Below are 26,618 nucleotides of genomic sequence, written 5' to 3'. Positions count from 1 at the left end.
GTGGTTATCAGTTGGCTTCGTTCATCAGCTGGGCCAGCAGGGAAGGCGCCGGCGGCAGCTGTACATCCGGGTTCGGCTTGGCACTGGGGCAGGTGGTGTGGATCAGCTCCATGCCCATCTTGGCGCGGAAGCCGCACCCCACCTCGTCGCTGCAATGCACCCAGGCCTCGCGGTACACCGGCGTGATGCCCACCGAGTTGCGGATGCGCATGGAGCTGCCGCAGTGGGGGCACGAGAGGCGTCGGGAATGCGTCACTGGTTTCCTCGTTTCACTTCGTAGAGAGCCCGGCCGCGGCCGGTGAGGCCCTGGGCGCCGCGGCGAATGCGCCGGCGCAGCAGCCACTCGGCGGCCTGCTCGCGGGTTTCCAGCCCCTGCTGCTGGCAGACGGCATCCAGCACCGCCTTCATCTGCTGATCGAGCTCCATGGGTTGTTCCGGCATGAGCACCTCGGATGCACGGTGGATGTAGGGGCTCCGTTCAGCTGGCTTGATCGGTGATGCTTGGCGTGAGGCCAGCGAGATCGACGCCGAGCACCTCACGCGCTTCCTTCATCATCATTTCGCGCATGACCTCGGCCTTGGGCACGCCCAGGTAGTTGGCCAAGGCGATGATCACGCCCTCCTCGTACTGGTCGAGGTAGACGGTTTTCTTGGTTCGAACGCGTTTGGGGTCCTGGTACATGGCAAATGTCCTTCTGCAGCGGATCAGGAAATTCAGCCTTGCCTTAGGGCTTGGGCTTGGGGGGAAAGTCGTCGACGTCGGTGACGACACCGTCCTTGATGCCGAGCAGCACGGCGGCACGATGGGCCTCGCCGCGGCGGCCCTTCTTGCGGCCGGCCAGCAGGTCACTGACGAGGTTGGGGTTGAGGCCGTGGGCGCGGCTGAACTCGGCGATGCTGATACCGCGTTGATCGAGCGCCTGGCGGGCTTGCTCACGGGTAAGGGGCATTGTGTTAACCTGTGTTCAATCGTGTGTTGCTCAGATGATGGTATTCGAATGAACAACTGTCAAGGGTTTGCTTGTGCAATCGACCAACTTAGGTGAGCGGCTTCGGCTGGAAAGAACCCGGCTGGGCCTGTCACAAGAGGCTTTTGGCGAGGCTGGTGGGGTAAAGAAATTTGCTCAATCGAATTACGAGCGAGGCAAGAGAAACCCCGACACGAGCTATCTCGAAAAGCTTTCCAAGCTCGGGGTCGACATTCAGTTCGTTGTAACTGGTATCCGTTCGACCTCTGGTGGTCCAAACGAAGGTCAGGCTGCCCAGTTGATCAACGGCTCTGCTGATGTGGCAGTTGCCGGCACACCCGGCCCTGGTCTGGCCGAAGTGAAGCTCTACGACGTCGAGGGCGCCGCCGGCGCCGGCCGTGACCTGGAAGGCGAGCGGATCGAGGGTCATATCTACTTCCCCGAGGCGCAGCTGCAGGCCCTCGGCATCCAGCCCACCCAGGTGGCGGGCATCAAGGTGCGCGGGGATTCGATGGAGAGCACCCTGGCCGACGGTGACTGGGTGCTGGTGGACCTGGCCAACCGGGACATTCGGCAGGAAGGGGTGTTCCTGCTGACGGTGAGCGGCGAGCGGCGCATCAAGCGCGTGCAGCGCCTGGCCGGCGGCGCGCTGTACCTGATCAGCGACAACGAGCACTACCAGCCCGAGATGATCAAGCCCGAGCAGATGCGCGAGGTGGAGATCCTGGGGCGCTGTGAGGTGCGGATAGGGAGAATTTCGTGACCGGCATTGTTGCAACAATGCAGTAATGCCATAGCGCCAGGCGGGTACCTGGCGGACCCTCTGACGATAAGCGAGGCGGCGAAAGACCGCCCACAAGAACCGCCCCAGAGGGGGCCTGTACGCAAGGGAATGACAATGGAGAACCTAATAACTATCGGCGGGCTTTCGCTCGGCATGGCGGGCTGGTGGGCCCTGGCTCGCTCCATGAAGACCAATGGCCGCCCCTGGTGGTGGCGGCATTCGGCCGGCTTCCTGTTCTTCCCCTTTGCCATGCTGGGTGCCGAGATGATGCTGGGCGGCCTGCTTGGCGTTCCCGGGCAAGAGGGCGAGACCTCGAGGAGTGCGGAAATATTCGGCGGGTTGCTGCTAGCCTTGCCGATGCTCCTGGCGCTGTTGGTGTCAAGAAGGGCTGCCAAACGTCGTCTCGCCCCCGCAGAGTCGCCACCGCCGTCATCTCAGCCTGAGCCACCGGCCGCTCCGGTATCGCCCGAACCTGCATCACGACAGCATGCACCGTCTTCCACCCGTGCGCCGGCGCGATCTGGCAATCTGCGCTTTCAGTATGAGGACGCCGAGGGCAATCTCAGCACGCGCGAGGTGGCCAACTGGAGCGCCTCGGGGCGCTACATCAAGGGCTTCTGTGTTGACCGGGGAGAGCTTCGCACCTTTCGTCGGGATCGCATCGCCTTTTTCCTCGAGGGGGAGCACCTGCTCAATGGCCCATCGGTGGCTACGGTGGCTCCACGCCAGGCCAAGAGCCGCCCGCTGGAAATCCTGTTTACCGGTTTTGATGCCGAAGCCAGAGCAGAGCTGGAGGGCGAGGCCGAGTCGGAAGGCATGAAGGTGCGAAAGAGTGTCACCCAGAACCTCGATTTCCTCTGTGCCGGCCCCAATGCCGGGCCGAGCAAACTGGCAGAGGCCAAGGCGAAAGGGGTTGTCGTGATGAGCGAAACGGAGTTCTTGGATTTTCTGGATACCGGCGTGGTGCCAAGCTGATGGAGAGGGGTGATGAAAGTGAATTACTTGGGCCCCTGCCAGCTTGCCGAGCACCCGGCGTTTGATGGGCTTGAACCCCAGCGGCTGCCAGCCAGCTGCTACCTGGTCGAAGTGAGCGACGAGGCTGGGGGCGACGGCGGTATCATCGAGGGCGATGTGTTGGTGGTGGATGAGGCGCGCCCCGTGGAGCATGCCGACCTGGTGGTGGTGGAGATCGAAAGCCAGTTCCGGCTGTTCCGCAGCCACCGGATCGGCGGCGGTCATCGGCTGATGCCGGCATGCGGTGGCCGAGGCCACTTTGCCAAGGCGAAAGACTGCCGCGGCGTCGTCATCCAGCACTTAAGACAACAGGCGACGGCCTGATACAACGCAAGGGAAGGGGGAGAGACAACCATGAAACGATTGACTGCAGCTGCAGCTTTGGCTGCCCTGATGCTGGCGGTATCGACCACGGCGATGGCCTGCGACCAAGACGACGCACTCACCAAGTGGGAGCAGGCGGAGGAGCATGAGATCATTCTCGGCGCTGGCAATATCAACGGCACCATGTCGTTTGCCGTGGATGAGGGCGTTTGGGATCAGCTCGACTTCGGCACCCGCCTGGGCATGGTCGAGACTTTCCAGTGCCTGGTAGCAGGGCCGGGCAACGTGCTGCGCACTGCCAACGTGATCAACCGCGGCGGCCGGGTGCTGGCGGTCTGGGACGGCATCAGCAAGCAGCTGGATATCAAGTAGGTCAGGATCGGCTTTTTCCTACATCCGTGTAAGCCATATGCCATATCGGTGCCCGCGGCAGGCTGATAACTTGGTGAAGACGCTTCGCGATGCGATCGATTCGCCGCGGTCGCCAGGGATGAAAAGAGGCGCCATTCCAAAAGCCCTGCTCAGGACGAGCGGGGCTTTTTCATGGGCGCGCTACGCCAAATCCAGACCCTTCACCCTTCGTCTTCCTCCAGATTTCGCGTAGCGCCGCCTTCCTGATTGCGCACTTCCAGCTGCACGCTGCTGGTGAAGCCGCCATCGCCCAGCTCGTGAGTCACTTCGGTGACGATCCAGGGCGTGGCGTCGATCTCTTCCTTCCAGCCGCGCAGGCGTACCGGGGTTTCCGGCATCAGGCGCGGGTCGCCTTCGGCCAGTTGCAGGGTGAACTCGGCGTGGCCGCGCTGGATGCGCTGCCACTCGCTGGTAGCGGCGGCCAGGGCGTCGGCCTGGCTGGCGTAGCTGGGTCGCAGGCGCTTTGGGTTCTCGTCGGTACCGGCGATGACGTCGTGCACCCTGGCGTCGGTGGGGTCGTGCCACTGGGCGATTACGCCGCTGTAGCTGTCGCGGTCGGTGCTGGTGTAGCGGTGCTGGTCGCCGTCGCGGCGGGTGAGGGTGAGCGTGGGGATCTCGAGGCCGCTGGCGGTGAGCGCCTGGCCGGCGGCGACGAAGAGCAGCCGCTTGGCTTTCACGGTGGCCACGGCGTCGAAGCGTTCGGCCAGGCGGGTGAGAAAATGGAGATCCGACTCCTCGGTCTGGTCGATGTGCTCGACCAGGGCGCCGAGGTAGCTCTGGCCGATGATGGGCTCGAGCTCGTGCTGACCGGCGATGGTCTCGATGATCTGCTCGAGGGTGAGATCGTCCCAGCTGCGGCTGCGTTTGCCGGGCAGGTCGCCGCGCATGTCGGCGCTGCGGGCGCGAATGCTCACTTGGTCGGGGCTGCCGCTGTGCTCCACCTCGTCGACGATGTAGTTGCCGCGCTCGACCAGGCCTTCCCCATGCCAGCCGATGGCAAGCGTGAGCTCGGCGCCGCGGGGCGGCAGGGCCAGGCGACCGTCGTGGTCGGAGAGGGTAAGGTCGAGCTGGTCGGCTTCCATGCCGCGCCGATCAGTCAAGCGCAGCCGGCCCAGGCGGGCGCGCAGCTCAGGGTGGAGCGATTGCCCCTGCAGGGTGAGGCGGTAGTCGGGCCGGCGGCTCATGCGAACATCCCCCGCACCAGACGCAGGGTGGCGGCATCGAGCACGGCGAGGCGCTCGCGATCCTCGTCGTCAATTCGCTGCAGCGTCATGTCGAAGTCGATCTGGCCGGCGGCGCCGTCGCGGAAGAACTTGCCCTTGCGCTCATTGAGCGACTCGAGCACGAACAGGCCGTAGTTCTTGCCGGTACCCTCGATGAGGGGCCAGGCCTTGCCGTCGCCGGCCATGCGGCGCAGCTCGTCCAGGTGACGCTGGCCGCCGGTGAATTCAGGCAGCAGCGTGCCGGTGAGCGTAATCGTGTCTTCCCCTGGGCCGAGAAATTGTCGCGCCGGCCGGGCGCCCACGCGGCTCTGCCCCGGGTGGCGCCAGTCGGTTTGCCGCTGCAGCTCCTGGTAGGGCACCGTACCCAGGCGGAACACGAACAGGCCGTAGGTCATCATCATGGTTGGGTGTCCTCAGTCGGTGTCGGTCAGTCGGTATCAAAAAGGGCGGAGCGCTGGCGGGCGCGTGCGTTGCGCTCGGCCTCGGCCAGGGCGCGCTGCACCTCGGAGGCCACAAGGCGGGCGAGGGCCTGTTCATCCATGCCCGGGGCGGCGTGCACGTTGATCTCGCCGATGCTCACCTGCAGGCCGCCGGCGCTGGGCGCGGCCATGGGCGGGCGGGTATCGAAGGCGATGCCGCCGCCGTGGCCACCGCTCTCGACGTTGCCGCTGGCGACGGCCGCCGTGGCGATGGTGCCGAGGGCCAGACCGGCACCGGCGCGGCGTACACGGTCGCCGAAGTGCTTGATCTCGCGCAGCGCGCCGTCTTCGGAGCGCTCCAGGCCTTGGCGGTAGCCGGCTAGGGTGTCGTCACCCAGCTGAGCGAACACCCTCGAGGGGGAGCGGATGCCGAGCCGGTCCTTGAACCAGCCGACTACGGCGCCGGCGGTGTTGCCGATGGAGTCGCGCAGCACGCTCCACTTGTCGTCGATACCGCTGATCAGGCCGTCCAGCAGATCGCCGCCGAAGCCGGCGAAGACCCTCGAGGGCGAGTTGATGCCCAGACGTTCCTTGAACCAGCCGACGATGTTGCCGCCGATGCCGGTCACGGCGTCGCGCACCTCGCCGGCCTTGGCCCGCAGGCCGCCGAGCAGGCCGTCGATGATCATGCCGCCCAGCTCGGATAGGGTGCCGGGCAGCTCCATGCCCAGGGCGGCCAGGCCAGCGCGGATGCCGCGCCACAGGATGCCGAGCGGTGACCAGTCCACCAGCAGCTGGGTCACGCCGCCGATGCCATCCTCGAAGGCGGCTTTGATGCCGGCCCAGGCGCGGCCGGGGAGCTCTCGCAGGGTGTCCCACAGGGCGGTGAACTTGGGTCCGATGGTTTCCCAGTTGCGCCACAGGTAGATGGCGCCGGCGGCGATGGCGGTGATGCCGGCGATGACCCAGCCGATCGGTGTGGCGGCGAAGGCCAGGCCGAGTGCTTTGATGCCGCCGACCAGGCCCGGCAGGGTAGCGGCCAGGCTGGCTAGCGCAGCGCCGGCCTTGACCAGGCTGATGCCGAACATCACCACGCTGAGGATCAGCTTGCTGGCGAACAGGCCGCCGACCACCATGGCCAGGTTGTCGAAGCCGCCGACCATGTCGGCCGCTCGGGTGACGATGTCCGCCAAGGTGCCGGCCAGCCTGGCGGCGCCGCTGGCCAGCTCGATGATGACCGGTACCGCGGCCTTGAGGCGCTCGCCGAATTCGCGGGCGAAGGCGCGTACCCGGTGGCTGTTCTCCTGCATCCAGCCGGAGAGCTCGCGCATCAGTTGGGTAACGGCGGGCATCAGCTCGGCGCCGATGGTGTGGCGCATGCCGCTCATGCCGAGCTGGGCATCGAGCAGGGCGTCCTTGAAGTCCTCGGCGCCGCGTGCGGCCTCTTCGGAAAGCACGCTGCCGGTCAGGCGAGCCTGGCGGGCGTAGTCGGTCAGCCCATCGCTGCCGTCCTTGAGCATGTTGAGCATGTCGGCGCCGGAGTTGCCCAGCAGCTGGCTGGCAAAGGCGGCCCGGGTGGTGTGGTCTTCGATCTCGTTGAGCCGATCGGCGACGATGCCCAGCGCTCGATCGGGCGACATGCGGGCGAGCTCCTGGGCCGAGAGGCCGAGCTCTTCATAGGCTTTCTTGGCGGCGCCGGAGCCTTGGGCGGCCAGACCGATACGACGAACGAAACGCTGCATGCTGCCGTCGAGGGTGCCGGTGGCAACGCCGGAGCGCTCGGCGGCGTAGCGCAGCTCCTGCAGCTCGGTGATGCCCATGCCGATGGCGTCGGCTGTCTTGGCGACATCGTCGCCGAGGGTGGCGGTGCTGTTGGCCAGGCCGAAGATAGAGCCGGCGGCCAGGGTAACGCCGATGGTGAGGTTACGCGTGAAGCGGCGAGCCTCGCCGGTCATGTTGCGGAAACGGCCGCTGACGTCGGCATCGCCCAGGCGGCGCAGGGCGTTCTGCTGACGCTCGAGGCGGCGGTTGGTCTCTTCGATCTGGCGGGCGAGGGCTTCGTTCTGTTGGGCGAGGCCGCGGGTGCCCTCGATGCCTGGCGGCAGCTGCCGGGCGAGTTCGCGCACCTGGTCGCGCTGGCCGCGGTACTCACGGGTGAGCTTGTCGACCTCGCGCTGCGCATTGGCCTGCTGCTGGGTGAGGCGACGGGTGGGACCCTCGGTGCTCTGCAGCTGCTGGGAGATCTGGCGCAGCTCTTCGCGCTTGTCCATCAGTGCCCGCCGGGTGGCGTGGCTCTGGCGACTCATGTCGCGAAAAGCGGTGAGCTGTTTCTGCTGGTCCTGCAGGTTGCGCAGCTGGTCGCGGGTCTCGCGGATGGCGCGGCCGGCGCCCTGGCTGCCCTGCATGATCTGTCGAAGTGGCCCGGTGGCCCTGTTGATGGCGCTGAGCGTCACGCTCAGGTTGAGATCGCGGGCCATGCGGGCTCCTATCGGCGTTGTGGAGAGCGTTGCGGTCGGTTGGTCTGTTCCACGCGCTGGCGGGCGCGCTCTCGCCAGTCCATCAGCTCCTCGAGGGGCATGGGGGCCATCTCAGCCGGCCCCCAGTGAAACACCATGGCGATATCCGCCATGGCGTCATCGACATAGGCGGGCAGGATTACGTGTCGCTGTCCTCCGCCCGCTTGCCCAGCAAAAAACGGCTCACCTTGCTGCCCAGCTGCACCAGGTCGGCCGGGTCCATCTTGCGCAGCTCGGCCTCGGTGAGGGCGGGCTCGGTGATGCGCGGCAGCACCTTATGCAGGATGTGGGTATCCATGTTCAGCAGATCGACCAGGGCCACGCCGCGCAGGGCACCGCTGAGCGGTTTGCGCACGGTGATCTCTGTCACTGTCTTGCTGCCGCGCTGGATCGGCGTATCGAGGGTGACGGTTTCGGTAGGGATGCCCGGCGCGGTGGCGGGGGCGGTGTCTTTGGCTTGCTCGTCCATGGTCTCTCCTGGAGCGGATCAGGCCGCCGGGTGGCGGCCGGGAGTGGGGTGGTTTAGACGCCGAGGTTCCGGCGTCGCTGGGCGTAGCGGTCCTCACCGCGCACGCGGAACACCATGCCGGGCACGTCGCGCTCGATGATCACTTCACCGTCGACGGTCAGCTTGAAGTAGCTCAGCGTGGTGGTGACGCTGATCTGGTTGTTGTCGCCCTTGCTGGCGTCGCCCAGGGCGATGGTCTTGTGGCGGCCGCGCATGACGATCTCGACCGGTACGGTTTCGCCGGTCTCGTCGCTCTCGTAGCTGCCGGTGAGGCGCAGCAGGGCGGCATCGTGGATCGGTGAACCCCAGGTATCGAAGATCTCGACGATCATGCCGCCGGCGGTCCACTCGAATACCTGCAGCTCGGCGCCCTGGTCGACTTCGATGGGGCCATCCATGCCGCCGCCTTCGTACTCGACCATTCGCCGCGCCATCTCGGGCAGGGTGAGTTCGGGGATCATGCCCTGCCAATTGTTGCCGTCCCCGAACAGGTTGAAGTCCTTGAGGATCTTGGGAAGTGCCATGCTCAGCTTCTCCTAATTGGTTACCGAGGCCGAACCGGCTCAGGCGGCGGCGACGCGGTCGGCGAAATCGACCAGGTAGCGATCGGTGATGCGCTGCATCAGGTTGAGGTTCTCGAGCGGCGGCACGGGGGTGTAGTCGTAGTCGATGAACAACTTGCCGTCCTTGAGGGATTCGGGGCTGTTGGCGGACTCGTCGAACCACGCCTCGCCGCCCATCAGGTAGCCCAGGCGTACCCATTCGCGGAATTTTGCGTTGATGCCCTCGATGATGTCGCGCACCAGGCTGGGGTGCATCGGCTTGTCCACGGCCCAGAGGTGCGCCTCGGCGAGGGTGTCGGCGATGACCTGGGCGGTGCGGGTGTAGTTCTCGAAGGCAAACAGCGGATCGTCTGACGTGGTACGCGAGCCCCAGAAGCGGAAGCCGTTGCGGTTGATAAGCGTGGTGACTTCGGCAGCGTTGAGGTAGCCGGCGTCGGTGTTGGGGTCCTGCAGATCCCAGAACACATCCTTGCTGATGCCGGTCACGCTGTTGACCGGGATGTTGGAGAGCGTCTTGTGCCAGCCGAATTCCTGGTCCAGCCGGGCGCGGTGGCCGAGGGCCTTGGCCACGGCGGAGAGCGGGCGGGTTTCCTCAGCGTCGACGTCGAAGGCCTGGAAGTCGGGCCAGATCACCATGGCCTCGCGAGCGCCGAAGGCCTCGCGGTACATCACGGCCTCTTCCTTCGTCTCGCAGCCATGGGCACTGACGTAGGCAAAGGCACGCAGCTTCTTGGCGATGCTGATCAGCTCGGCGGCCACGCTCTCATCGTCCAGCTCCGGTACGCCGAGAATGCGCGGCTTGATACCGAAGCGCTGCTCGGCGGCCAGCAGGGCCTGCATGCCGGTTTTCTGGCCCGACTCGGTGACGCCGCCGATGAGGTTCGCGGTGGTTTCGCCGGCATCGGCGCCTTCCTCGACGCGGACCGCGACCACCAGGGTGCGAGCCTCGGCAACGATGGCCCGCAGCGAGCGCGCCAGGGTGCCACCGGTACCGGCCTTACCGATGGCGGCATACAGATCGGTGAGCAGCACCGGGGTATCCAGCGGGAAGAGGTCGGCGTCGGCCTCCGGCCCAGTGGCCACCAGGCCGACGACGGCCGTGGCGACGGTGCGGATCGGGCGCGTGCCCTCATTGATTTCGTGGACGCGTACGCCGTGGTGATATTGATCGGGCATGGGGGCTCCTGCGCGGTGGCGGGTGGCGACAGAACGGGCGTGATGCCGTCACCGTGCCGCGCGCGTGCGCAGGGGGCCATAAGGGGGGCGTGTACCGGGGGAATGGTACATGATTGGAGCCACATCGGCTGTGAGGCGTTATGATTTGACTAGAGATGTGAGTTCCGGGGGGGGACATGGATAGGTTTAAAAATAGCCGTGTAGTTATTCTGGCTTTTACTCTGGCGCTACTTTTGGGGGTGATGGTTGCCTTCGTTGCAAGGCAGTCCGCGCAAAATTGGAATCCAGCTTGGTTTCAAGCCATAACTTCGGTCATCGCCTTAGTTGTTGCGTTGGCCTTGCCTATGTATGTGCGTTACAAGGAAAGTGAGAGAGAAAAAGAGAGGAGTTACCAAAATGAAACCAGTGCTCTTCAGTTGCTTTATAATGAAATTTCTCAGTTATTGATCTATTTTCAGTCTGTTGACTTGTTTTTGTCAGAGAGAGATTATCAATTTATTCTCAGAATTGCAAACGAGACGCACGAATTTGACCCTAAGCCAACTAAGGCAATCCATCAGGATGGTTATATTCTCTCATCGCTTGGTGTGGAGCTAACCAGTGCATATGCAATGTGCCTTGCTAGAAGAGAAGGGCTGATAAGGACGGCGCGCTATATAGTTAACTCTGAAGATTTTAGGGTTCAAGACCAGAAATCAGGAAGTATGGATTTTGTAATATCTGAGGATGCGTATCCGCTTCGTTATGCTAAAGCTATTTGCCTTGATGGGGCGAATCACTGTGCCTATATATGCGATGAGGCTAGGCGGCGTGACCCGAACCTGGCACCTTTGACTTTGGCAATTCCTAAACCAGGCTGACCCGTAACGAAACAGCCCGCCGGGCGGCGGTAGCGGTTGCCATCACCGGGCCGAGCGCCCGCGTGGGTAGCTGAAACCGAGTGTTATGCAAGAAGGGCGGGGCAATGGCCTGCGCTTTGGTATTGTGGGGTTAGGATTACAGGAGAGAATAAAGCGATGCGTGAGGCAATGAAGGGCTACTGGGCACTCGTTCTGGGGGTGGTGTTGGTATGCGGTGTCGCTTTTGGCGCTTATGGAATCCATTTTTATGGGTGGCCGCTATCGGATGATCCGAAAGACTGGGCGAGCTTCGCCAACTATGCATCTGGTACAGCCGGCGTAGCGATACTCGCTGCCACGCTCCTCGCTTTCTTGGTTACACTTAACCAGCAAAATAGATTGATCGAGAAACAAGATAAAATGATTGAGCAACAGGAAAGGCAATTGCAAGAAGTGGAGATCCATCAGCGGAAAGTCGAGGCTTATAGCCGGGCTGAAAAAATTTTTCCAACACTATTGTCTTCTTGCATAAGTGAGCTGGGGAAGAGTGTTGTTCACGATTTAACTGATGATGAAGTGGCAGCGTTTAAGCCTATAATAATTAGCCCAAACACTCTTCGTCGTCATTTTTTTAATGAGCTAATGTTTCCTGATGCTTTGAGTTCAGAAAGCAAAGCCTTTCTTAGTCTTGTTTCCAGTAACTGTACGGATAATCCATATAAGCTTGCGAAATTTGTTGCTGAGTGCTTGAGGGATGCGCCAGAGCTGAAAGATTATTTCTATGCAGAGATAGGGGACTACGTGACGGTAATAAGAAGTTCTATAGCGTACAATCTCCCTCTTAGGAAAAAGAATGCTGAAGAAGTGGCAAGGCTTTTGAGTCTGCCCGTAAGTTATCATGGGTTGGGTGTGGTAGAAAGTAAGTGGCAGCAGATAGGGGAATTGCTCCATGGTGTTTATCCTGCGCGGGGAGAAGGGTAATGAAATTTTTTGAAATTACAGGTCATAGCTGTAGAGACGCATACCTTGCTTTGCTTTTCAAGGGAGTATTTGGCGAAAAGCCTCGTTATAGGGATGAGGATTTTATTAACTACGTAGGCTACCAAACAACAAAATTCTTCGGGGGGCGAGCGAGCCTGTTCGGCGTTTTTGACGAAGAAGTTGGCGAGCATCCTTTATCGCTGGCTGTTGTGAACTATGGCTTGGATGGCCCTGAGTCCAGGCTGAGGGCGTTATACACGCCAGCGAAATATAGAAATCAAGGCGGGGCATCTTTCTTAGTTAACTCCTTGGCACAAGAGCTTCAGCTGCTGGTGGCTATCTCTGAAAAAGGGCTTAAAGCTTTTTATGAAAGCTGTGGCTTTAATAAGTGGGAGAGATCAATTGATAAAAGCGGCGATCTAATCGGGATGCATAAAAATGTAAAGCAAAGAAATATGAATAAGGCTTCTGCTTACCCTATTTTTTCAGCGCCGCAACTTGTAAGAGAGATTAAGGGCGACCTTGCTTACTATCAGCAAGCCTATAAGAATTATTATGACTCGGTTAAGAGAGGCGAGGCGATTTACGGGATTTGATAGTTAAGCCCGCCGGGCGGCGGGCTGGTGTGGTCGGCAGTGGCGCTACCAGGTGATGGCGGCGATGGCGGCGCGCTTCGCGTCGTCGTCGAGATCCTCGTCGGCTTCGGTGGCGTCGATCTGGTCGCGCAGGGCTTGGCGGCGGCCGATCACGATGCCGGCGGCCTGCTGATAGGCGTCGGCCTTGGCGATGATGCGCTCGATCAGCTCCTCGAGGGACAGCCCGCGAGCATCGGCGATGGCCTGGATCAGCGGGCCGGCACCGTCGCGAGCCTCGCGTTCCTGACGTTCCCAGCTGAGCTGCTCGTAGTCGGGGTAGTCGCTGCGGACCTGGTCGAGGGCGGCGACTGAGGCGGCGTCGATATCGACTCGCTTGCGGGCGGCGAGGGTGTCGACTTTCTCGGGCGGCTCTACGTCGAGAGCATCGGCCGGTGGCTCTTTGCCCAGCTCGGTAATTTCGTGGCGGCTGCCGTCAGCAAGCCAGTAAACGTGCCCACGCCAGTCGGGAACGACCACCCACGCTTCACCGGTCCAGCGCGCGGCCTGGTGCTCGCCCGTTTCGGGTGGCGCGATGCTGGTAGCCCCGGCGGGGATGCGCGGCTGCTGCCGCATGGGATCGCGCGGGGCTTCGCGGCCGGCAGGATCGATAGCGGTACGGTCGGTGGGGTGAATGTCCCAGATGCGCATGTCGGTCTCCTCAGGCCTTGGTTAGGTAAATGACGGCGTTGTTGCGTGAGCGGGTCTGGTTGCCGACCCTAGGTGTTCCGTTAGTTCCGTCTGATTGAATACCTAAGGCAGTTCCGCTGCCGGTAACCCTTACAACTGATCTATTTTCATTTCCGGCCTCAGCCAGACCATTTACCATCGTGCTACCTGTGCTGCCTGCACTACCAGTACCAAAGCGGTGCCCCTGGAACTGATCCATTTGGTGAGCGCTAATAGAACGCCCCGGATCCACCCCACGCCCACGATCCAGCCCTCTTTTAAACTCGCCCCGGTCGTCCGGCATTGCGAACGTGGTTGAGCCATTACCCGCACCGTAGGTGGTGCCGAATGCCGCGAAAATACGCCGGTAGTCGGTGCGGCTGATCTCACTGCCGTCGTTTTCGACGTAGCCCTCAGGCAAGGTCTCTGAGCGCCATTCGACGGTGGTGCCCGGCTTGACGCCGTCCCACTGCATCCAGATGTGCGGGCGGTTAGCGGAGTTTGTTGGGTCGACGCCCTGGACGGTGCCGTCTTGATCGCGATCGTAGAACTCGTAGAAGACGCCATCGCTGCGGACGATCTCGCCGGTGGTATAGGTGCGCTCCTCGTCGTAGGCGGCGAACTGGTAGCCCCCATTTGATAGAGCTTCTTCGATGGCGGATTTGATGCCGGCGGGGTGGGTGGCCCGGTCGGTGCGGGTGCCTTGCCGAGTTTCCTCGCTGGTGGCCATGCGCACCATGCCCTGTGCTGCGGTGCTGGCAGCGGGGTGGTTGCGACTGCCGGCGTGGGTTGCGATGGCGTTATCTGCATACTGCCGGGTGGCGAGTACGACGCTCGGGTCTATCTTCAGCTGCACGTTTGCCGTGTTGCTGAGAACCACGTGCATGCGCACCACCTGGTTACGGCCGCTGCCCTGGGCGAGTAGGGGCTTGTAGCTAGGCGGACAGTTGGCCACCGCGACAAAGTCACCGTCTTCGTCCTCGAGGGCGAGTTCACGGATCCACCAGCCGCCGATATTTGGCGGTAGCACGATCTCGGCGATCAGGATTGCCGGGTTGGCCGGATCAACGGAGAGCTGATTAATTGCGGCGCGGTGCCGCTGGTTGATCAGTTGGGTTTGATCATGCTCGGGTACCGGGTCTGTTCCGTTGGCATCGCCCAGCAGCATATGGGTGAGCTTCCAGGGAATCTCGAGCGCATTGGCATTAGCCTGCTTTGCCTCGCCGATGGCCGTCAGGAAGCCGCCGAATGTGGAGTTTTCGTCGATCATAGGTAGACATCCATCGTGTCGTTGGAAGTGGTGACCAGGGTTTGGCGGGTGTGGCAAACCACGTCGATGTCGGGGCTCTCCCAGGGCAGCACGTCAAGCTCGTCGCCGTCGTTGATGGCGACACCGACATAGGTGTTCAGATAGGTGCTCAGGGTGATGTCGAGGCCGGTGATGTGTCGCGTGAGCGGTTTTGCGTCGTCAATGAGGCGTTCCAGCTCGAGGAACATCTCTTCGGTGATGCCCTTATCGAGAACACCGATACGAAGCGCGAAGGTTCCCCGCGGCCCTTCAGGCTCGGTTTCCCACCATTCCGTTACCCGAAGCAGGTAGCCCAGCGGCTCGACGACTCGGCGCAGCGCAGAGATGGTGCCTTTCTTGCTGTGCACATATTTGGAGCTTGCGATAACGGAGCGCTTGGCGGCCTCTGACCAGCTCGGATCCCATCGGTCGACTGAGAATGCCCAGGCGAGGTAGGGCAGCAGGTGGGCCGGGCAGTCCCAAGGGTTCCACAGTTGGCGCAGTGGCACCGGTACCCGCTGGATCTCGGCGAGGGCTTCGGCGGCGGCGCGCTCAAGGGGCGATGCGTTGGGCGGCAGCAGGGGGTGTCGCTGTTCACTCATCGGACACCCCCACGACGACACTGAATGATGTGCAGCGGGCGGCCTTGGTCTTGTCGAGTATCAAGTGCTCGGCGGGCTCGATGAGGTTGACGTGCTCGACGCCCTCGACGTGCAGCGCCGCCTTGATGGCGTCACGGTAGATACTGACGCCAAGCCGCCGGCGCTGGCGGTGCTGGGCTTCGATGTAGCGTTGCAACCGGGCGTTTGCGGCTTCGAGGATCGGCTCTTCTGCGCTGCTGGCCCCCTCGAAGAGCTGCAGCTCGGCAATGATCTGGTAATCGATGATCTCGGCTGACTGCACTGTCACGCGGTCACCCACCGGGCGAATATCCTCGGCAGAGAGGGCCTTGCCAACGATGCCGAGTAGCTCCGGGCTTGCCTCACCGTTTCCCTCTCGGGACAGGACGATGATTAGTGCCTCGCTGGGCTCGGGCGAGAGGGCGCGGACATCGGCAACGCGGCCGTCGGCGCTACGGGCGTGGAACTCATAGGCACCGGTGGGGCCGGCGACGCTGAGGCCTTCCCATGATTCCTGCCCGCGCAGGCGTAGCTCGGTGTTGCCCTCGTAGGTGGGCGGTACCGGCGGGGTGGCGGTGGGGTCGCCGGGGTCGATCATGAGGCGCTGAACGTTGTAGTTGGCGACCAGGTGATCGAGGTCCTCATCGTTGGCGTAGGCGAGCATGACGGCGCGGGCGGCTTCGTTGACACGCTGCCGCCAGTGGAGCTCGCGGTAGGCGTTTTCCTGCAGCAGCAGGGTGAGCGGCTCGCTTTCCAGTTCGAGGGTGGCTTCGACGTCGTCGCGGCGCTCGGCCGGCACCAGGGCGAGAAGCGCAGCCTTTCGCTCGGCATAGACGGCCTCGTAGTCGAGTTCTTCGACGACGCGCGGCGGCGGCAGCTGGGAGAGATCGATAGGGCCGCTCATGCAATGGGTACCTCGAGCTGCAGGGGCTGGCCTTCGCGGGTCTGGCCGTCGATTTCGAGCACTGCCTGGCCGGGCTGGACTGTACTGACGCTACGACGGATGGCGGTCACGCGAATGCGCGGCTCCCAGCGGATGAGGGCCATGATAGAGGCAGCGTAGGCCTGCAGCAGGGTGGCGTCGTTGAGCGGGGCGTCGATCAGTTCGGGCAGCAGCGAGCCGTAGTCGCGGCGCATGACTCGGGAGCCGATGGGCGTGGTGAGGATGTTGCGCACGCTCTGACGGATGTGATCGAGGCCTTCGAGGCGGCGGCCGGTTTGGGCGTTCATTCCGGTCATCTACACGACTCCGTAGGTGCCGGCCGAGCTGCCGGTAGTCACGGGCACTTCAGCGTTGCTTTGGATCTCATCGACGACAGCGTTAGCGATGGCCTCGGCCAGTCGGTCCACCCATGAATGTTCGCCTTCGCGCTCGGCGCCAAGGCCAGCGAACTCGGCGGCTATACGTACCTTCTGGCTGTCTTTGTCGAGGGCCATGGCTATTCCCCTGCGGTGACCGTGCTGGACCCGTCGCCATGCGGCAGGCCGGTCAGGTGGCAGATATGGGCCGTAGTGACGACGGCGCTGCCGCCGTTGTGGTGGATGCTCTCGGCGTCGACGGTGACCTTGCCGGCGGCCTTGACGTGGACGGCGCCGACGCAGTCGATGGTCAAGGTGCTGGCTTCGTGGTCGTACTCGATGCGAGTACCGTCGGGCAGCCAGCGGCCGATGACGTTGGGGCTGCTGTTGGGGGCCGGGTGGGCCTGTTGGTTCAGGCCGGTGAGCACGACGCCGGCGGCGAGGTCGCCACCGGGGGAGAACACGACGACCTGTTCGCCGACGGTGGGCGGATCCCAGGTACGGGTGGTACCGGCGCGGCCTTCGATCCACGGCAGCCAGGCGGTGAGCAGCTCGCCGGCCTTTACCCGTACGCGCGCGGTGGCGTGGTCCACCTCGGCGATTGTGCCGAGGCGGATCAGGTTGTTAATCAGGCGGAGCAGTTCGGCGACGTTGTTCATGGGGCCATGCTGTCGCGCGCGGGTAGGGGGCGGTAGCGGTGGGGAATGTACCGGGCGAGCGGTACACGCCTGGTCAGGTGAGGTGGTCGATCAGGTTGTCTCGGATGCGCTCGCGATCGGCGCGGGTGAAGCCGAGCAGTTCGCGTTGCGGGTAGCGTACGGTAGGGCCGCCAGGCGCGACGCGGTCGCGCAGGCCAAGCTGGTGAACCCGGGCGATGCTGGCTACGCGGCCCATGAAGCGAACCACGGCGGCATCGGGGCCTGCGCTCATGGTGAGATAGCGGGCGCTACGCAGCTTGGTAAACATGGCTTTGCGACGGATGCTGCCGGCCTGGCCGCGCAGGGCGCTGCGGGGCTGGTAGGCGCTGCCGTCGGGGTTGCGCTGGGCCTTGATGCGCTCGCGCTGGCTGATTCGGTTCTCGCGGGCGATCTGGCGGGCCAACTGGCGACGCTCGCCGGGGCTGAGCTTCTCGATCAGCGGCTCGAGCCAGCGCTCGAACGATTCCAGATCGCGCTCACTCATCGGTGGGGCTCTCCCAACTGCTGGCCAGCTGGTAGGCATCTTCCCCGGGCGCCTTGGTGTGAAGCTCCCAGGAGAGCGCCGGGCAGACCTCTATCGGATAGGCGGGCATACGGTGCTCAGCGTTGATGGTGCCGGTTTCGCAGTTCACCAGGGCGATGACGCGCTCGGTAAGCCGCACGGTGAGGGCGAGATCCCAGGCGTCGTTGCTGAGGATCTCGGCCTCGAGGCGTATGGCCTCGTCGGGGTCGAGATCGGGCTGGTAGCGGCTGAGCCACTGCAGTAGCGGGATCATCAGGGTATCCAGGCTGCCGCTGTAATCGGTGACGACGATCTGGGCGTCGACGCGGTACTCGTGGCTGAGATGCTGTCCACGAGCGAAGGCGATGCCGCCATCCTGCACGAAGGTGAGCAGCTTCTCGGGGCCACGCTTGAGGTCGGGCACGGCCTCGAGCAGGTGCTTGCGCAGGGCTTGCAGCTTGATCATTGGCGGGTCTCCGAATGGCTTTCGATGGCGTCAACCAGGCCGTTGTGGCGCGTGGCACAGCGGTGGTACTGGCTGGCCCAGGCGCTCATGGTGAGAGCGACGTCGCCGCCGGTACCGTCAGTCAGCTCCGGCAGCTCGGCCGGACAGCGCTGCAGCAGGCTCTGCTGGATCGGGAGCGCGGCCGGCGGCGGCGTCGTTGAGCAGGCGGACAGCGTCAGGCTCAAGGCAGACGCGGCGATATATCGGGCGCTCGATCTCACGAATGATTCCCCTGTCGATGACGCGCTCGTTGGCGGTGAGCTCGGCGAGACGGGCTTCGACGCGCTCGGCTATGTCGGACTCTCGCGCCATGGCGGCATCGATGGCCTGGCGGGTGGCCCGCTCGGCGGTAAGGCGCCGGGCGTCCTCGTACCAGCCACGGCCCACCCAACCGACGGTTAGGGGTAGGGCCATTAAGATGATGCCGACGAGCTTGCGATAGTGGTTCATGCAAAGCGCTCCATTCATTGGAGAGGGCGTAGCCGACGGCGGCGATGGCCAATGCGAGCTTCATGCCGCCGCGCCGTAGGTATCGGCGCAAGCGGCTTCGATCAGCACGTTGCCGACGGCTTCGACGAGGCGGCGGCGGTTGGCGATGTACTTGGCGAGGTCGCTCTTGTTGGTGATGAAGAACAGTTCGACGATGATGCCGCCGCCGGTGGCGATGAAGCCGAGGCGGCTGTGCTGCCCGCTGGCTTCACCCTTGGCGCCGCGGTTGGCGATGCCGAGGGTTTCGCTCACGGCCTTGCAGATGGCGTTGCCGAGGGGGTAGTGCTCGCGGGCGCTGAGGGTTTCCACCCCGGTGGCCGACGGGTTGGTGAATGCGTTGCAGTGGAACTCGATGGCGATGTCGTGCGACTTCGCGGCGCCGATGGCTTCGCGCAGCGGCAGGTTCTGGCCGGGCTGGCCGTCTTTGTCGAACAACACTTTGCCGCGCAGGTAGCCGGCGAGCAGGTCACGGAACTCGAGCACGATATCGGCCTCGGTGTGACCGTGCCCGACGGCACCCGGGTCGGTGTCCGAATGGCCGGCGGCGATGAATAGGGACTTGACCTGAGTGGCAGCAGGCGTGAGCGGGTGAGTCATGTCATTGCCTCCGGCGTGGGCGGAACAAGTGGGCAAGGTTGCCGCCGGCGCGCAGCACCAGGGCGGCGGTAGCGGCGAGCAGCAGGGCGAGCCACCAGGCTTCCGGCTCTCCCGCAGCGATGATGCGCACGACGATCACTGTGCACGTGACGACGGACAGCCAGGCGAGGAAAGACACGCCGGGTCGGTAGCGGCTGCCGTTGCGCCGAAACGTCAGGATGCGGGCGATGATCACCAGGGCGGCTATCACGGTCACCAGCTCGGCGATAGTCACTTCTTGCCTCCTAGCCAGGCCTTCAGGTCGAGGGTCTTGACCCCCTCGATGACTCTCAGCCCGGCGGTGATGGTCACCGCAGCGGCAACGAATGCCGCCACGGCGCTGTGGTCGATGATGCTGCCGAGCATCGCGGGGCCGCCCAGATAGCCGATCCAGAACGAGATGGCGAGATAGGCGAGGCGCTCGAACAGCCCGAGATCCTTGGCGCTGATCACGAACAGGCTCGCGCCGCAGAACGCGCCAATGACGGCATTGGCGTCGATGCCCGGCAGCAGGCCGATCACCACGGCGGTGAGCGTGGCGGTACCGGCGGCGGTCGTGGTGCTGGGTTCGGCCATGAGGTCCTCTGCGTATTGCGTTTCGTTATGTCCAGAGCTGAATGACGTCGCGCCGCTCTGGCTGAGGCGGGGCGTCGGGCAGCTTGACCGGGGTGCCCTCCGGCAGAATCGGGCCGAGTTCGGCCAAACCGGGATTCAGCTGCAGCACCTGCTCGGTCACCGCTGCCGTGGTGCCGAGCACGCGGTGGCAGAGTGCGTCCAGCGTTTCGCCCTGGTGGGCGCGCACGGTCTGCATCAGATCAGCTCCACGGTGCTGTGGGTGCGGCCGGTGAGTTCGGCGATTGCCCAGCGGGCATCGCCGCGGTAGTCGTCGGCGGCGAGATCCTTGGCTTCGCCGCGCTCGTCGCCCTCGCCGGTGGCGCTGTAGGAGCGATAGCGCTCGAGCAGGTCGGCGTGGGCCTGGGCGTAGACGGCGCGGCGGTAGAGCTGGGCATGGTGGCCTTCGATCTGCCAGGGCTCGAGCGGGATGGCCGCGGCGCTTTCGATGCCGGCGGCCTGTTGCTCGGCCTGGTAGTCGGCCAGTTGCCGGTTAACGTCTGCCATCGCCACGCGCAGCGCTTGTACCAGGCGGGGCGCGGTAACTGTGCCGTCGAGGCGCTCGGCATCGCGGAAGTCAGACGGCGATACCGCCGGCCAGAAGCCGTTGTTGGCGATCTCCTCGAGGGGCGTTTCGGTCTTGCCGGTACCGGCGGCGATCAGCGACATGGCGACGACTCATGTAAGAAGGGGGTGGGCCGGGATCAACGAGATGGGGCCGTAGCCCGCTCTCCCCCGGCGCCCCCTTGGCGTCGGCGGGCGACTCTGGGTCAGCCCTGGGCGGTGTCGCCCGGGGCCGCGTTCTTGAGCTCGCGTTCGAGCTTTTCGATGTCCTTTTTCACGCCGGCGCGGTCATTGAGCGACAGGGCGCGCTGCAGGTTGCCCAGGGCGGCCTCCAGCATGCCGGCGTCACGCTGGGCGTAGCCCCAGGCCTTGTGCAGCTTGGCGCGGATCTCGTCGTGCATGTCGTGATCGGCGGTGATCGCCTGGGTCCGTTCGAGGATCTCGGCAATGCGAGAGGCGGCGGTACCATCGTCGGCGAGCATGCGCAGGGCCTGCTCGGCGATCTCCTCGGCGATAAGGCTGGGGGTGTCGCGCTCGTAGCGGTCGGGTGTCTGCAGGTTGTGGCGCATGGCGTACTCGGCAATGTCCAGGGCGCCCTCGAGGGCACCAATGTCGATGCACCACACCAGGACGGTCATCAGCACGTCGTCCTGGGCGCCGTTGCCGGCCTCGAGCACGCCGGTCACGTAGTCGTCGAACTGTGGCAACAGCTCGCGCTTCTTCTCGATCTTGGCCTGCACGGACTTGATGCCCTTGAGGGTGCGGCGGGCTTCCCACAGCGCGGCGGCGTGCAGCTCGTACTGGTCGCCGTTCTGGGGCCGGTTGGGCTGGGCAGTCCCCGCCGCCTGGGCGGCGGAGACGCGCTGGAAGTGCTTACGGGCGGGGCTTGTCATCGGGCCTCCTTATTCGCCGGTCCAGTCGCCGAACACGATGTTCTCGACGAGACAGCCGAAGCCGTAATCCTCGACCACGTAGGCGTCGTTCGAGCTCTCGTAGTTCTCGATCCGGTTGCGCTTGGGGTTGTCGAGGATGTGCCGGCGGCGGCTGCCGAGCTGCCAGTAGAGCGAGAGGTTCTGCGGGCTGGTGATGAGCAAGCTGCCATCGGGAACGAAGGGCACGCGCACTGCTTGCTGCCCGCCAACCCGCTTCTGGCTGACAATCATGTCCAGCGCGCGCTGTTCGGTGGGCGCGTGGTTCTGGTTGATCAACGGGAAGTACTTATCCGCCAGCAACTTCCGGCCCATGATCGAGGCCAGCTCGGTGGACTCGCGGTGCCAGGGGTCGATCATTTCGTTGACGACGTCGTAGACCAGGGCGTCGAGGTTTTCGTAATCGCCACCAGGGCCGACCCGCACCTCGCCTGCGTTGGCGCCTTCGCTGAGCACCCGGGCAGGGGCCTTTTCGCGATAGAGCTGCAGCCAGCCCTTGTTGACGTCCTGCAGCATCGGATTTTCGACGCGGTTGGTCTCGGTGGCGGCCGTGGTGCCATTGAAGCCCACCATGATGCGGTCGAGCGCCTGCTGGCGAATGATGGCGTTGCGCACGCGCTGCTGGAAGTCGGGGAAGCGGCTCCAGGCATCGAGCTGGGCCCAGGTGATGTAGGTATCGAACTCCGTCGACACACACTCATAGGTGGTGTCGGTGAGGTCGGTCACATCGCGCGGCGTGCGGTCCTTCTGGGTGACATCGGTGCGCCCGGCAATGGGACCGGTCACGCCCAGGCCTATCTTCTGGCCCTTGAGCTCGTCGACGCCGACGATATTGATCCGGTCGAGAAACTCGGAGCTTTCCTGGATCTTGGATTCCAGGGTCTGTTGGACCGACGGCGAGACGTTGAACTGCTCGGAGGCGGTGTCGACGCCTGAGAGCTGAGCGATGCGGTCTCGCAGCTGGTTGAAGGCCTTACGGGTATCGTTGCGCATCGGGGTTCCTCAGCAGTCAGTCAGTTGAGCGCCTTCGCCACCGGTGGCAGGCGTGCGGGGCGGGGTGTCGGGGGTGCGGTCGAGCTGGTTGTAGAGCTCGTCGAAACGGCCCTTCAGCGCGGTGTGAGCGGCCTGCAGCTCGGAGAAGGCCTCGGCGGTGGGCCGGCCAGCGAGATCGTCGGCCAAGGCGCTGTGCTTCTGGACGAACAGGCCGAGGGTCTGCTCAAGGTCAGCGCGGAAGGCGGCGAAGCCCTTGTCAGTCTTGGCATCGTGCTTCTTGAACAGCGCCGTGACGCGCTCCATCAGGCTCGGGCCCTCGTCCGCCGGCTTCTCGTCGGAGAAATCCAGCTCGACTTCGACACCTTCGGAAAACAGGTTGCCGGGATTGCGCTTGCGAGCGGCGAGCGGGCTCTTGTCGCCCTGCTGGGCGGAGAACTTGAGCATCTCGGTGCCCAGGCTCGCGGGGCTATCGGTCACTGCAAGGCCCTCGAGGTAGGCCTCACCGGAATCGGCGAACTTGGGGTTCACCTCGATGGAGGTGTAAACCTTCTGCCGCTGGCCGTTGATCTCCTTGAGGCGAGGGGTCGGGTCGATCTGCACGAAAAGCGCGAGCTTGCCGTCTTCGACTTCCTCGGCCTTGGCCGCGATGACGTCGCCCAGGGCGCCGAAATCGCTGTCGGCGCGAATGCCGCGGATGTGCTCCATCCACACTCGCGCGCCGTACTTCTTCGGGTCGTAGTTTTCGGCCATCTGCTGGATCCACTCGCGTGAGATCTCGCGGCCATCTGTCGTAGCGCCTTGAGTGGCGACGCGGAACCATTTCATGAGGTGCCCTCGGCTGAGTTATCGGTCGGCTGGCTTAGGTTGCGGTCATGTGCGGTCAGGTTCCTCGCCCATGCGCGGGGCCTCAATCTGCCCGGCGTGTACGGCTCCCCTGGTACATGGCCCATGCAGATAAGGCGCTCACGCGCGCGGGTACGCTGGCCGCATGACGACAATGCCCCCCGATACTCTCGATTCGCCTCGCATCACCGCCCGCCACCTCTACTGGCAGGGGTGGCGGGTGGCTCGTATTGCTGAGTTCCTTGGGGAGAAGGCGGACACGCTTCATAGCTGGAAGCGTCGCGACAAGTGGGAGGAGGCCACGCCGCTCGAACGGGTGGAGGGCGCGCTCGAGGCGCGGCTGGTCCAGCTGATCGCCAAGCCGGAGAAGGAGGGGCGTGACTTCAAGGAGATCGATCTGTTGGTCCGGCAGATCGAGCGGCTGGCCCGGGTGCACCGGTACCAGGAGACGGGGCGTGAATCGGACCTGAACCCGAACATCCACGCGCGGAACGAAGCGCCGCGGCGAAAGCAGCGCCGGAACGCCCTGGATGAGGCGCAGGTCGAGCTGCTCAAGGCAGCGTTCCTTGAGACCAGCTTTCAGTATCAGCTTGGCTGGTACGAGGCCGGCCAGAAGCATCGTATCCGCAACATCCTCAAGAGCCGCCAGATCGGCGCGACGTTCTTTTTTGCCCGCGAGGCGATCGTCGATGCCGCCGAGCATGGTCGCAACAAGATCTTCCTGAGCGCATCGAAGGCGCAGGCGCACATCTTCCGCAGCTACATCGTCCAGTTCGTGAAAGAGATCTGCGATGTCGACCTGAAGGGCGATCCGATCATTCTCGACAACGGCGCCGAGCTGCACTTCCTTGGCACTAACAGCAAGACGGCGCAGGGCTACCACGGCGACGTTTATTTGGATGAGTTTTTCTGGATTCACCGCTTCCAGGAGTTCAGGAAGGTGACGTCCGGGATGGCCATGCATAAGAAGTGGCGGCAGACGTACTTCTCCACCCCCTCGAGCCTGGGCCATGAGGCCTACCCGTTCTGGTCCGGTGAGCTGTTCAACGCTCGGCGGCCCAAGGCCGAGCGAGTCGAGTTCGACGTGAGCCACGCGGCGCTGGCGGCCGGGAGGCTCTGCCCGGACGGCCAGTGGCGGCAGATCGTGACCGTGGAGGATGCGATTCGGGGTGGATGTGATCTGTTCGACCTGGACCAGCTGCGGCTCGAGTACAGCGTCGACGAGTTCAACAACCTGCTGATGTGCCAGTTCGTCGATGACAGCCAGAGCGCCTTCCCCCTGGCCCTCGTCCATCCGTGCATGGTCGACAGCTGGGAGGAGTGGGACGACTACCGCCCCTTCGCCCCGCGCCCGGTGGGCGAGCGAGGCGTCTGGATCGGCTACGACCCCACCGGTACCGGGGAGGATGGGGACGGCGCCGGCCTCGTCGTGGTGTTGCCGGCGCGCACGAAGAATGAGAAGCACCGGCTGCTCGAGCGGCACCGGCTCAAAGGCGAGGACTACGAGGCCCAGGCGGCATTCATCAAGTCGTTCCAGGAGAAGTACCGCATCGAGCATATCGGCATCGATGTCACCGGCCTGGGCGAAGCGGTGGCTGAACACGTGGAGAAGTGGTTCCCCACCTTGGTGCGCTTCCGCTACGACCCGGCGGTCAAGGGCATGCTGGTCATGCAGGCCCAGCAGATCATGCGCAAGGGCCGGCTGGAGTTCGATGCCGGATGGAGCGACCTGGCCCAGAGCTTCATGGCCATCAAGCGCGAGCTGACGCCGAGCGGTCGGCAGTACACCTACTCAAGCGGGCGCAGCCGCGCCACCGGCCACGCCGACCTGGCGTGGGCGACGATGCATGCCTTGCACAATGAACCGATCGACGGCCCAACCGAAGAAGGTGCGGGCTCCATGATGGAGATCTACGAATGAGCGAGACGACCAGCAAGCCGCGCATTCGCGTGCCGGCCTACACCACAGACGGCGGGGCCAGGATGGAGGCTTTCAGCTTCGGAGATCCCGAGCCGGTCACCAGCATGCGGGATATCTGGTATGAGGGGGCCTGGCTCACTCCGGATGAGTGGTACGAGCCGCCGATCCCGCTCTCGATCCTGGCAAAGAGCTACCGCGCCACGGCGCACCATGGCTCCGCCATGCAGGTGAAGCGCAACATCTTGCTCAGAAGTTTTGAACCCCACCCCCTTTTGAGCAGGCAAGTGTTCAGCGCCCTGGTGCTGGATTACCTGGTGTTCGGCAATGGCTACCTCGAGGAAGTGCGGGGGCTGCTCGGCCGGCGCCTGCCGTTCCGCCATCTCCGCGCCAAGTACATGCGCCGCGGCGGCATCGATGCCGATCGTTACTGGTGGGTACCCAACTACCTCGAGCGGATAGAGCTACCGAGGGGCAGGGTGGTCCACCTGCTCGAGCCCGATATCGATCAGTCGATCTACGGGGTACCCGACTATATCGGGAGTCTGCAGTCTGCCTGGCTGAACGAATCGGCCACGCTCTTCCGTCGGCGTTACTACCTCAACGGCAGCCATGCCGGGTTCATCATGTATGTGAATGACCCCGCCCATGATCAGAAAGACATCGACGCGATGCGCCAGGCCCTCAAGGACAGCAAGGGCCCCGGGAACTTCCGCAACCTCTTCCTCTACTCCCCCAAGGGCAAGAAGGACGGGGTACAGGTGATCCCCGTGTCTGAGGTCGCGGCAAAGGACGAGTTCTGGAACATCAAGAACCTCACGCGCGACGACCAGCTCGCCGGCCACCGGATCCCCCCGCAGCTGATGGGGATCGTGCCCACAAACTCTGCCGGCTTCGGTGATGCCGAGAAGGCAGCCCGCGTCTTCGTGGTCAACGAGCTCGAGCCGATCCAGGAGAGCCTGAAGGAGATCAACGAGATCGTGGGGGAGGAGATCGTGAGGTTCCGGCCGTACCGCCTCGAGGAAGACGAGCCAAGCGCCGCCTGACACAATCGGATGCTCCGCTTGCCGCCCGCTGGGCGGCTTTTTTGTGCCTGCTCGTCAGCACGCGCCACCTCGCGCCGCGACCACCATGCCCCCAGGTCCATCACCTGCGCCGCGCCGCCTCCCCCCCGCCCCCGGGCTTTCTTCATGGCTTTTTTTTCGTGCGTGCAGCCCAAGGCTGCCAGCGCCACAGAATAGCGAGGCGAAGGGATTCTAAGCGTTTGTGTTTCCTTGCGTTTTTGTGCGAACCGAAGGCCAGGGCGAGACAGCCGGCGAGCGAGAGCGATTCTCAGAAGGTGGGGGGTGCTCGGAAAAAGGTAACGTAGGTAATTCGGCCATTTTTTGATTGCAAGTGACTGAATGTAAAGGAATCAGGCGTTACCTTTAAAAGGTAACAAAAGGTACTGCAAAAGGTAACGCCGCCATAAGTGGCTGTTTATAAAGGATTCTAGAAAATGAAGAAATCACCCTTCAAAAAGGTAACGCATTACCTTTCCATCACCTTTTTGTTACCTTTTGGACACTCGTTTGAAATGCTTAAATTTCATCGGCTTGCGCCATTTTTCGGCTTGCCGTTACCTTTGTTACCTTTTTCCCAGCCCCCCAGGGATTCTAGGATTCCTTCGCGCACGTCATGCCCGCACGCGCGTCA

39 protein-coding genes and 1 pseudogene are annotated in these 26,618 nt (G+C 63.7%); 10 read left to right on the top strand and 30 right to left on the bottom strand.

The genetic code is table 11. The features are described 5' to 3' along the window. Positions 1-7: 7 nt before the first annotated feature. The 4 genes from HOP53_RS06865 to HOP53_RS06850 are packed head-to-tail and all read right to left on the bottom strand — an operon-like array spanning position 8 to position 950. Positions 8-256, bottom strand: coding sequence for an ogr/Delta-like zinc finger family protein (locus HOP53_RS06865; protein ID WP_234253149.1), 249 nt, complete (start codon positions 254-256; stop codon positions 8-10). Beyond that, the gene (locus HOP53_RS06860; RefSeq protein ID WP_234253150.1) at positions 253-441 is read right to left on the bottom strand and encodes a hypothetical protein; all 189 of its coding nucleotides are present in this window, start codon (positions 439-441) and stop codon (positions 253-255) included. The genes HOP53_RS06865 and HOP53_RS06860 overlap by 4 nt, the downstream gene beginning before the upstream one ends. A 37-nt stretch (positions 442-478) precedes the next feature. After that, positions 479-682, bottom strand: coding sequence for a hypothetical protein (locus HOP53_RS06855; protein WP_234253151.1), 204 nt, complete (start codon positions 680-682; stop codon positions 479-481). 43 nt (positions 683-725) lie between these two features. Then, the gene (locus HOP53_RS06850; RefSeq protein ID WP_234269312.1) at positions 726-950 is read right to left on the bottom strand and encodes a DNA-binding protein; all 225 of its coding nucleotides are present in this window, start codon (positions 948-950) and stop codon (positions 726-728) included. 73 nt (positions 951-1,023) lie between these two features. Here HOP53_RS06850 and HOP53_RS21710 point away from each other — a divergent pair. The 5 genes and pseudogenes from HOP53_RS21710 to HOP53_RS06830 all read left to right on the top strand — a co-directional run. After that, positions 1,024-1,176 (top strand): annotated as a pseudogene (locus HOP53_RS21710) (helix-turn-helix domain-containing protein); the annotation flags it as partial. Between the two features lie 90 nt (positions 1,177-1,266). Beyond that, positions 1,267-1,731, top strand: coding sequence for a S24 family peptidase (locus HOP53_RS06845; protein WP_234269311.1), 465 nt, complete (start codon positions 1,267-1,269; stop codon positions 1,729-1,731). A 135-nt stretch (positions 1,732-1,866) separates the two neighbouring features. Then, on the top strand, positions 1,867-2,727 hold the full coding sequence (locus tag HOP53_RS06840) for a BRCT domain-containing protein (RefSeq protein ID WP_234269310.1): 861 nt from the start codon (positions 1,867-1,869) through the stop codon (positions 2,725-2,727). Between the two features lie 12 nt (positions 2,728-2,739). Next, complete coding sequence (locus tag HOP53_RS06835; RefSeq protein ID WP_234269309.1) at positions 2,740-3,090, top strand: S24/S26 family peptidase; 351 nt, start codon at positions 2,740-2,742, stop codon at positions 3,088-3,090. Between the two features lie 30 nt (positions 3,091-3,120). Beyond that, complete coding sequence (locus tag HOP53_RS06830; RefSeq protein ID WP_234253158.1) at positions 3,121-3,462, top strand: hypothetical protein; 342 nt, start codon at positions 3,121-3,123, stop codon at positions 3,460-3,462. Between the two features lie 200 nt (positions 3,463-3,662). On the opposite strand, the gene HOP53_RS06825 is transcribed toward HOP53_RS06830, so the two are convergent. Genes HOP53_RS06825 through HOP53_RS06795 form a run of 7 tightly spaced genes read right to left on the bottom strand, consistent with a single transcriptional unit; the run spans position 3,663 to position 9,906 of the window. Then, positions 3,663-4,685 (bottom strand): contractile injection system protein, VgrG/Pvc8 family, encoded by a 1,023-nt coding sequence (locus HOP53_RS06825; RefSeq protein WP_234269308.1) that lies wholly within the window; start codon positions 4,683-4,685, stop codon positions 3,663-3,665. Then, positions 4,682-5,125 (bottom strand): phage tail protein, encoded by a 444-nt coding sequence (locus tag HOP53_RS06820; protein WP_234269307.1) that lies wholly within the window; start codon positions 5,123-5,125, stop codon positions 4,682-4,684. The genes HOP53_RS06825 and HOP53_RS06820 overlap by 4 nt, the downstream gene beginning before the upstream one ends. Positions 5,126-5,151: 26 nt before the next feature. Further along, positions 5,152-7,620, bottom strand: coding sequence for a phage tail tape measure protein (locus HOP53_RS06815; RefSeq protein WP_234269306.1), 2,469 nt, complete (start codon positions 7,618-7,620; stop codon positions 5,152-5,154). An 8-nt stretch (positions 7,621-7,628) separates the two neighbouring features. Further along, complete coding sequence (locus tag HOP53_RS21550; protein WP_267955215.1) at positions 7,629-7,772, bottom strand: GpE family phage tail protein; 144 nt, start codon at positions 7,770-7,772, stop codon at positions 7,629-7,631. A 26-nt stretch (positions 7,773-7,798) separates the two neighbouring features. After that, positions 7,799-8,128, bottom strand: a complete 330-nt coding sequence (locus HOP53_RS06805) for a phage tail assembly protein (protein ID WP_234269305.1) — start codon at positions 8,126-8,128, stop codon at positions 7,799-7,801. 53 nt (positions 8,129-8,181) lie between these two features. Then, positions 8,182-8,691 carry a phage major tail tube protein gene (locus HOP53_RS06800; RefSeq protein WP_234269304.1) on the bottom strand — a complete coding sequence of 170 codons (510 nt, stop codon included), beginning with the start codon at positions 8,689-8,691 and terminating at the stop codon, positions 8,182-8,184. Positions 8,692-8,730: 39 nt separating this feature from the next. Then, complete coding sequence (locus HOP53_RS06795; protein WP_234269303.1) at positions 8,731-9,906, bottom strand: phage tail sheath protein; 1,176 nt, start codon at positions 9,904-9,906, stop codon at positions 8,731-8,733. A 176-nt stretch (positions 9,907-10,082) separates the two neighbouring features. Here HOP53_RS06795 and HOP53_RS06790 point away from each other — a divergent pair, with 176 nt between their 5' ends. From HOP53_RS06790 to HOP53_RS06780, 3 genes are all read left to right on the top strand, one after another. Continuing rightward, positions 10,083-10,766, top strand: a complete 684-nt coding sequence (locus HOP53_RS06790) for a hypothetical protein (protein WP_234269302.1) — start codon at positions 10,083-10,085, stop codon at positions 10,764-10,766. 156 nt (positions 10,767-10,922) lie between these two features. Further along, the gene (locus HOP53_RS06785; protein WP_234269301.1) at positions 10,923-11,726 is read left to right on the top strand and encodes a hypothetical protein; all 804 of its coding nucleotides are present in this window, start codon (positions 10,923-10,925) and stop codon (positions 11,724-11,726) included. Then, positions 11,726-12,322, top strand: a complete 597-nt coding sequence (locus HOP53_RS06780; protein WP_234269300.1) for a hypothetical protein — start codon at positions 11,726-11,728, stop codon at positions 12,320-12,322. Before HOP53_RS06785 ends, HOP53_RS06780 begins: the two co-directional genes overlap by 1 nt. Positions 12,323-12,367: 45 nt before the next feature. Here the strand turns inward: HOP53_RS06780 and HOP53_RS06775 are convergent, their stop codons facing one another. From HOP53_RS06775 to HOP53_RS06690, 19 genes are all read right to left on the bottom strand, one after another. Continuing rightward, positions 12,368-13,009, bottom strand: a complete 642-nt coding sequence (locus HOP53_RS06775; protein ID WP_234269299.1) for a hypothetical protein — start codon at positions 13,007-13,009, stop codon at positions 12,368-12,370. A 10-nt stretch (positions 13,010-13,019) separates the two neighbouring features. Further along, a complete protein-coding gene (locus tag HOP53_RS06770) occupies positions 13,020-14,297 on the bottom strand; it encodes a phage tail-collar fiber domain-containing protein (RefSeq protein WP_234269298.1) in 1,278 nt (425 codons plus the stop codon). Next, positions 14,294-14,917: a phage tail protein I gene (locus HOP53_RS06765; RefSeq protein WP_234269297.1), complete on the bottom strand. Its 624-nt coding sequence runs from the start codon at positions 14,915-14,917 to the stop codon at positions 14,294-14,296. The genes HOP53_RS06770 and HOP53_RS06765 overlap by 4 nt, the downstream gene beginning before the upstream one ends. Next, entirely contained in the window at positions 14,910-15,839 is a 930-nt protein-coding gene (locus HOP53_RS06760; protein ID WP_234269296.1) for a baseplate assembly protein, read from the bottom strand. The genes HOP53_RS06765 and HOP53_RS06760 overlap by 8 nt, the downstream gene beginning before the upstream one ends. After that, positions 15,836-16,174 (bottom strand): GPW/gp25 family protein, encoded by a 339-nt coding sequence (locus HOP53_RS06755; protein WP_234269295.1) that lies wholly within the window; start codon positions 16,172-16,174, stop codon positions 15,836-15,838. Before HOP53_RS06755 ends, HOP53_RS06760 begins: the two co-directional genes overlap by 4 nt. Further along, entirely contained in the window at positions 16,175-16,372 is a 198-nt protein-coding gene (locus HOP53_RS06750; protein ID WP_234269294.1) for a hypothetical protein, read from the bottom strand. Positions 16,373-16,374: 2 nt separating this feature from the next. After that, on the bottom strand, positions 16,375-16,893 hold the full coding sequence (locus HOP53_RS06745) for a phage baseplate assembly protein V (RefSeq protein ID WP_234269293.1): 519 nt from the start codon (positions 16,891-16,893) through the stop codon (positions 16,375-16,377). Between the two features lie 73 nt (positions 16,894-16,966). Continuing rightward, entirely contained in the window at positions 16,967-17,416 is a 450-nt protein-coding gene (locus HOP53_RS06740; RefSeq protein ID WP_234269292.1) for a phage virion morphogenesis protein, read from the bottom strand. Continuing rightward, complete coding sequence (locus tag HOP53_RS06735) at positions 17,409-17,900, bottom strand: phage tail protein (protein WP_234253174.1); 492 nt, start codon at positions 17,898-17,900, stop codon at positions 17,409-17,411. Before HOP53_RS06735 ends, HOP53_RS06740 begins: the two co-directional genes overlap by 8 nt. After that, the gene (gene lysC, locus HOP53_RS21705; protein ID WP_422677604.1) at positions 17,897-18,124 is read right to left on the bottom strand and encodes an Rz1-like lysis system protein LysC; all 228 of its coding nucleotides are present in this window, start codon (positions 18,122-18,124) and stop codon (positions 17,897-17,899) included. The genes HOP53_RS06735 and lysC overlap by 4 nt, the downstream gene beginning before the upstream one ends. Further along, complete coding sequence (locus HOP53_RS06730) at positions 18,018-18,389, bottom strand: hypothetical protein (RefSeq protein ID WP_234269291.1); 372 nt, start codon at positions 18,387-18,389, stop codon at positions 18,018-18,020. Before HOP53_RS06730 ends, lysC begins: the two co-directional genes overlap by 107 nt. A 60-nt stretch (positions 18,390-18,449) precedes the next feature. After that, on the bottom strand, positions 18,450-19,025 hold the full coding sequence (locus HOP53_RS06725) for an N-acetylmuramoyl-L-alanine amidase (RefSeq protein ID WP_234269290.1): 576 nt from the start codon (positions 19,023-19,025) through the stop codon (positions 18,450-18,452). A 1-nt stretch (position 19,026) separates the two neighbouring features. Further along, positions 19,027-19,299 carry a phage holin family protein gene (locus tag HOP53_RS06720; protein ID WP_234269289.1) on the bottom strand — a complete coding sequence of 91 codons (273 nt, stop codon included), beginning with the start codon at positions 19,297-19,299 and terminating at the stop codon, positions 19,027-19,029. After that, entirely contained in the window at positions 19,296-19,640 is a 345-nt protein-coding gene (locus HOP53_RS06715; protein WP_234269288.1) for a putative holin, read from the bottom strand. Before HOP53_RS06715 ends, HOP53_RS06720 begins: the two co-directional genes overlap by 4 nt. 25 nt (positions 19,641-19,665) lie before the next feature. Next, positions 19,666-19,875 (bottom strand): tail protein X, encoded by a 210-nt coding sequence (locus HOP53_RS06710; protein ID WP_234269287.1) that lies wholly within the window; start codon positions 19,873-19,875, stop codon positions 19,666-19,668. Further along, the gene (locus tag HOP53_RS06705) at positions 19,875-20,345 is read right to left on the bottom strand and encodes a head completion/stabilization protein (RefSeq protein WP_234269286.1); all 471 of its coding nucleotides are present in this window, start codon (positions 20,343-20,345) and stop codon (positions 19,875-19,877) included. Before HOP53_RS06705 ends, HOP53_RS06710 begins: the two co-directional genes overlap by 1 nt. A gap of 101 nt (positions 20,346-20,446) precedes the next feature. Then, the gene (gene gpM, locus HOP53_RS06700) at positions 20,447-21,133 is read right to left on the bottom strand and encodes a phage terminase small subunit (protein WP_234269285.1); all 687 of its coding nucleotides are present in this window, start codon (positions 21,131-21,133) and stop codon (positions 20,447-20,449) included. 9 nt (positions 21,134-21,142) lie between these two features. Beyond that, a complete protein-coding gene (locus HOP53_RS06695) occupies positions 21,143-22,162 on the bottom strand; it encodes a phage major capsid protein, P2 family (protein ID WP_234269284.1) in 1,020 nt (339 codons plus the stop codon). Between the two features lie 9 nt (positions 22,163-22,171). After that, positions 22,172-22,987 carry a GPO family capsid scaffolding protein gene (locus HOP53_RS06690; RefSeq protein WP_234269283.1) on the bottom strand — a complete coding sequence of 272 codons (816 nt, stop codon included), beginning with the start codon at positions 22,985-22,987 and terminating at the stop codon, positions 22,172-22,174. A 163-nt stretch (positions 22,988-23,150) separates the two neighbouring features. Between HOP53_RS06690 and HOP53_RS06685 the strand changes: the two genes are divergently transcribed. Continuing rightward, positions 23,151-24,926, top strand: coding sequence for a terminase large subunit domain-containing protein (locus tag HOP53_RS06685; protein ID WP_234269282.1), 1,776 nt, complete (start codon positions 23,151-23,153; stop codon positions 24,924-24,926). Continuing rightward, positions 24,923-25,969, top strand: a complete 1,047-nt coding sequence (locus tag HOP53_RS06680; protein WP_234269281.1) for a phage portal protein — start codon at positions 24,923-24,925, stop codon at positions 25,967-25,969. The genes HOP53_RS06685 and HOP53_RS06680 overlap by 4 nt, the downstream gene beginning before the upstream one ends. Positions 25,970-26,618 lie beyond the last annotated feature (649 nt).

It is taken from the genome of Billgrantia ethanolica, from assembly GCF_021404305.1.
Taxonomy (GTDB): Bacteria; Pseudomonadota; Gammaproteobacteria; order Pseudomonadales; family Halomonadaceae; genus Halomonas; species Halomonas ethanolica.
This window is presented reverse-complemented; position numbering and strand designations above follow the sequence as displayed.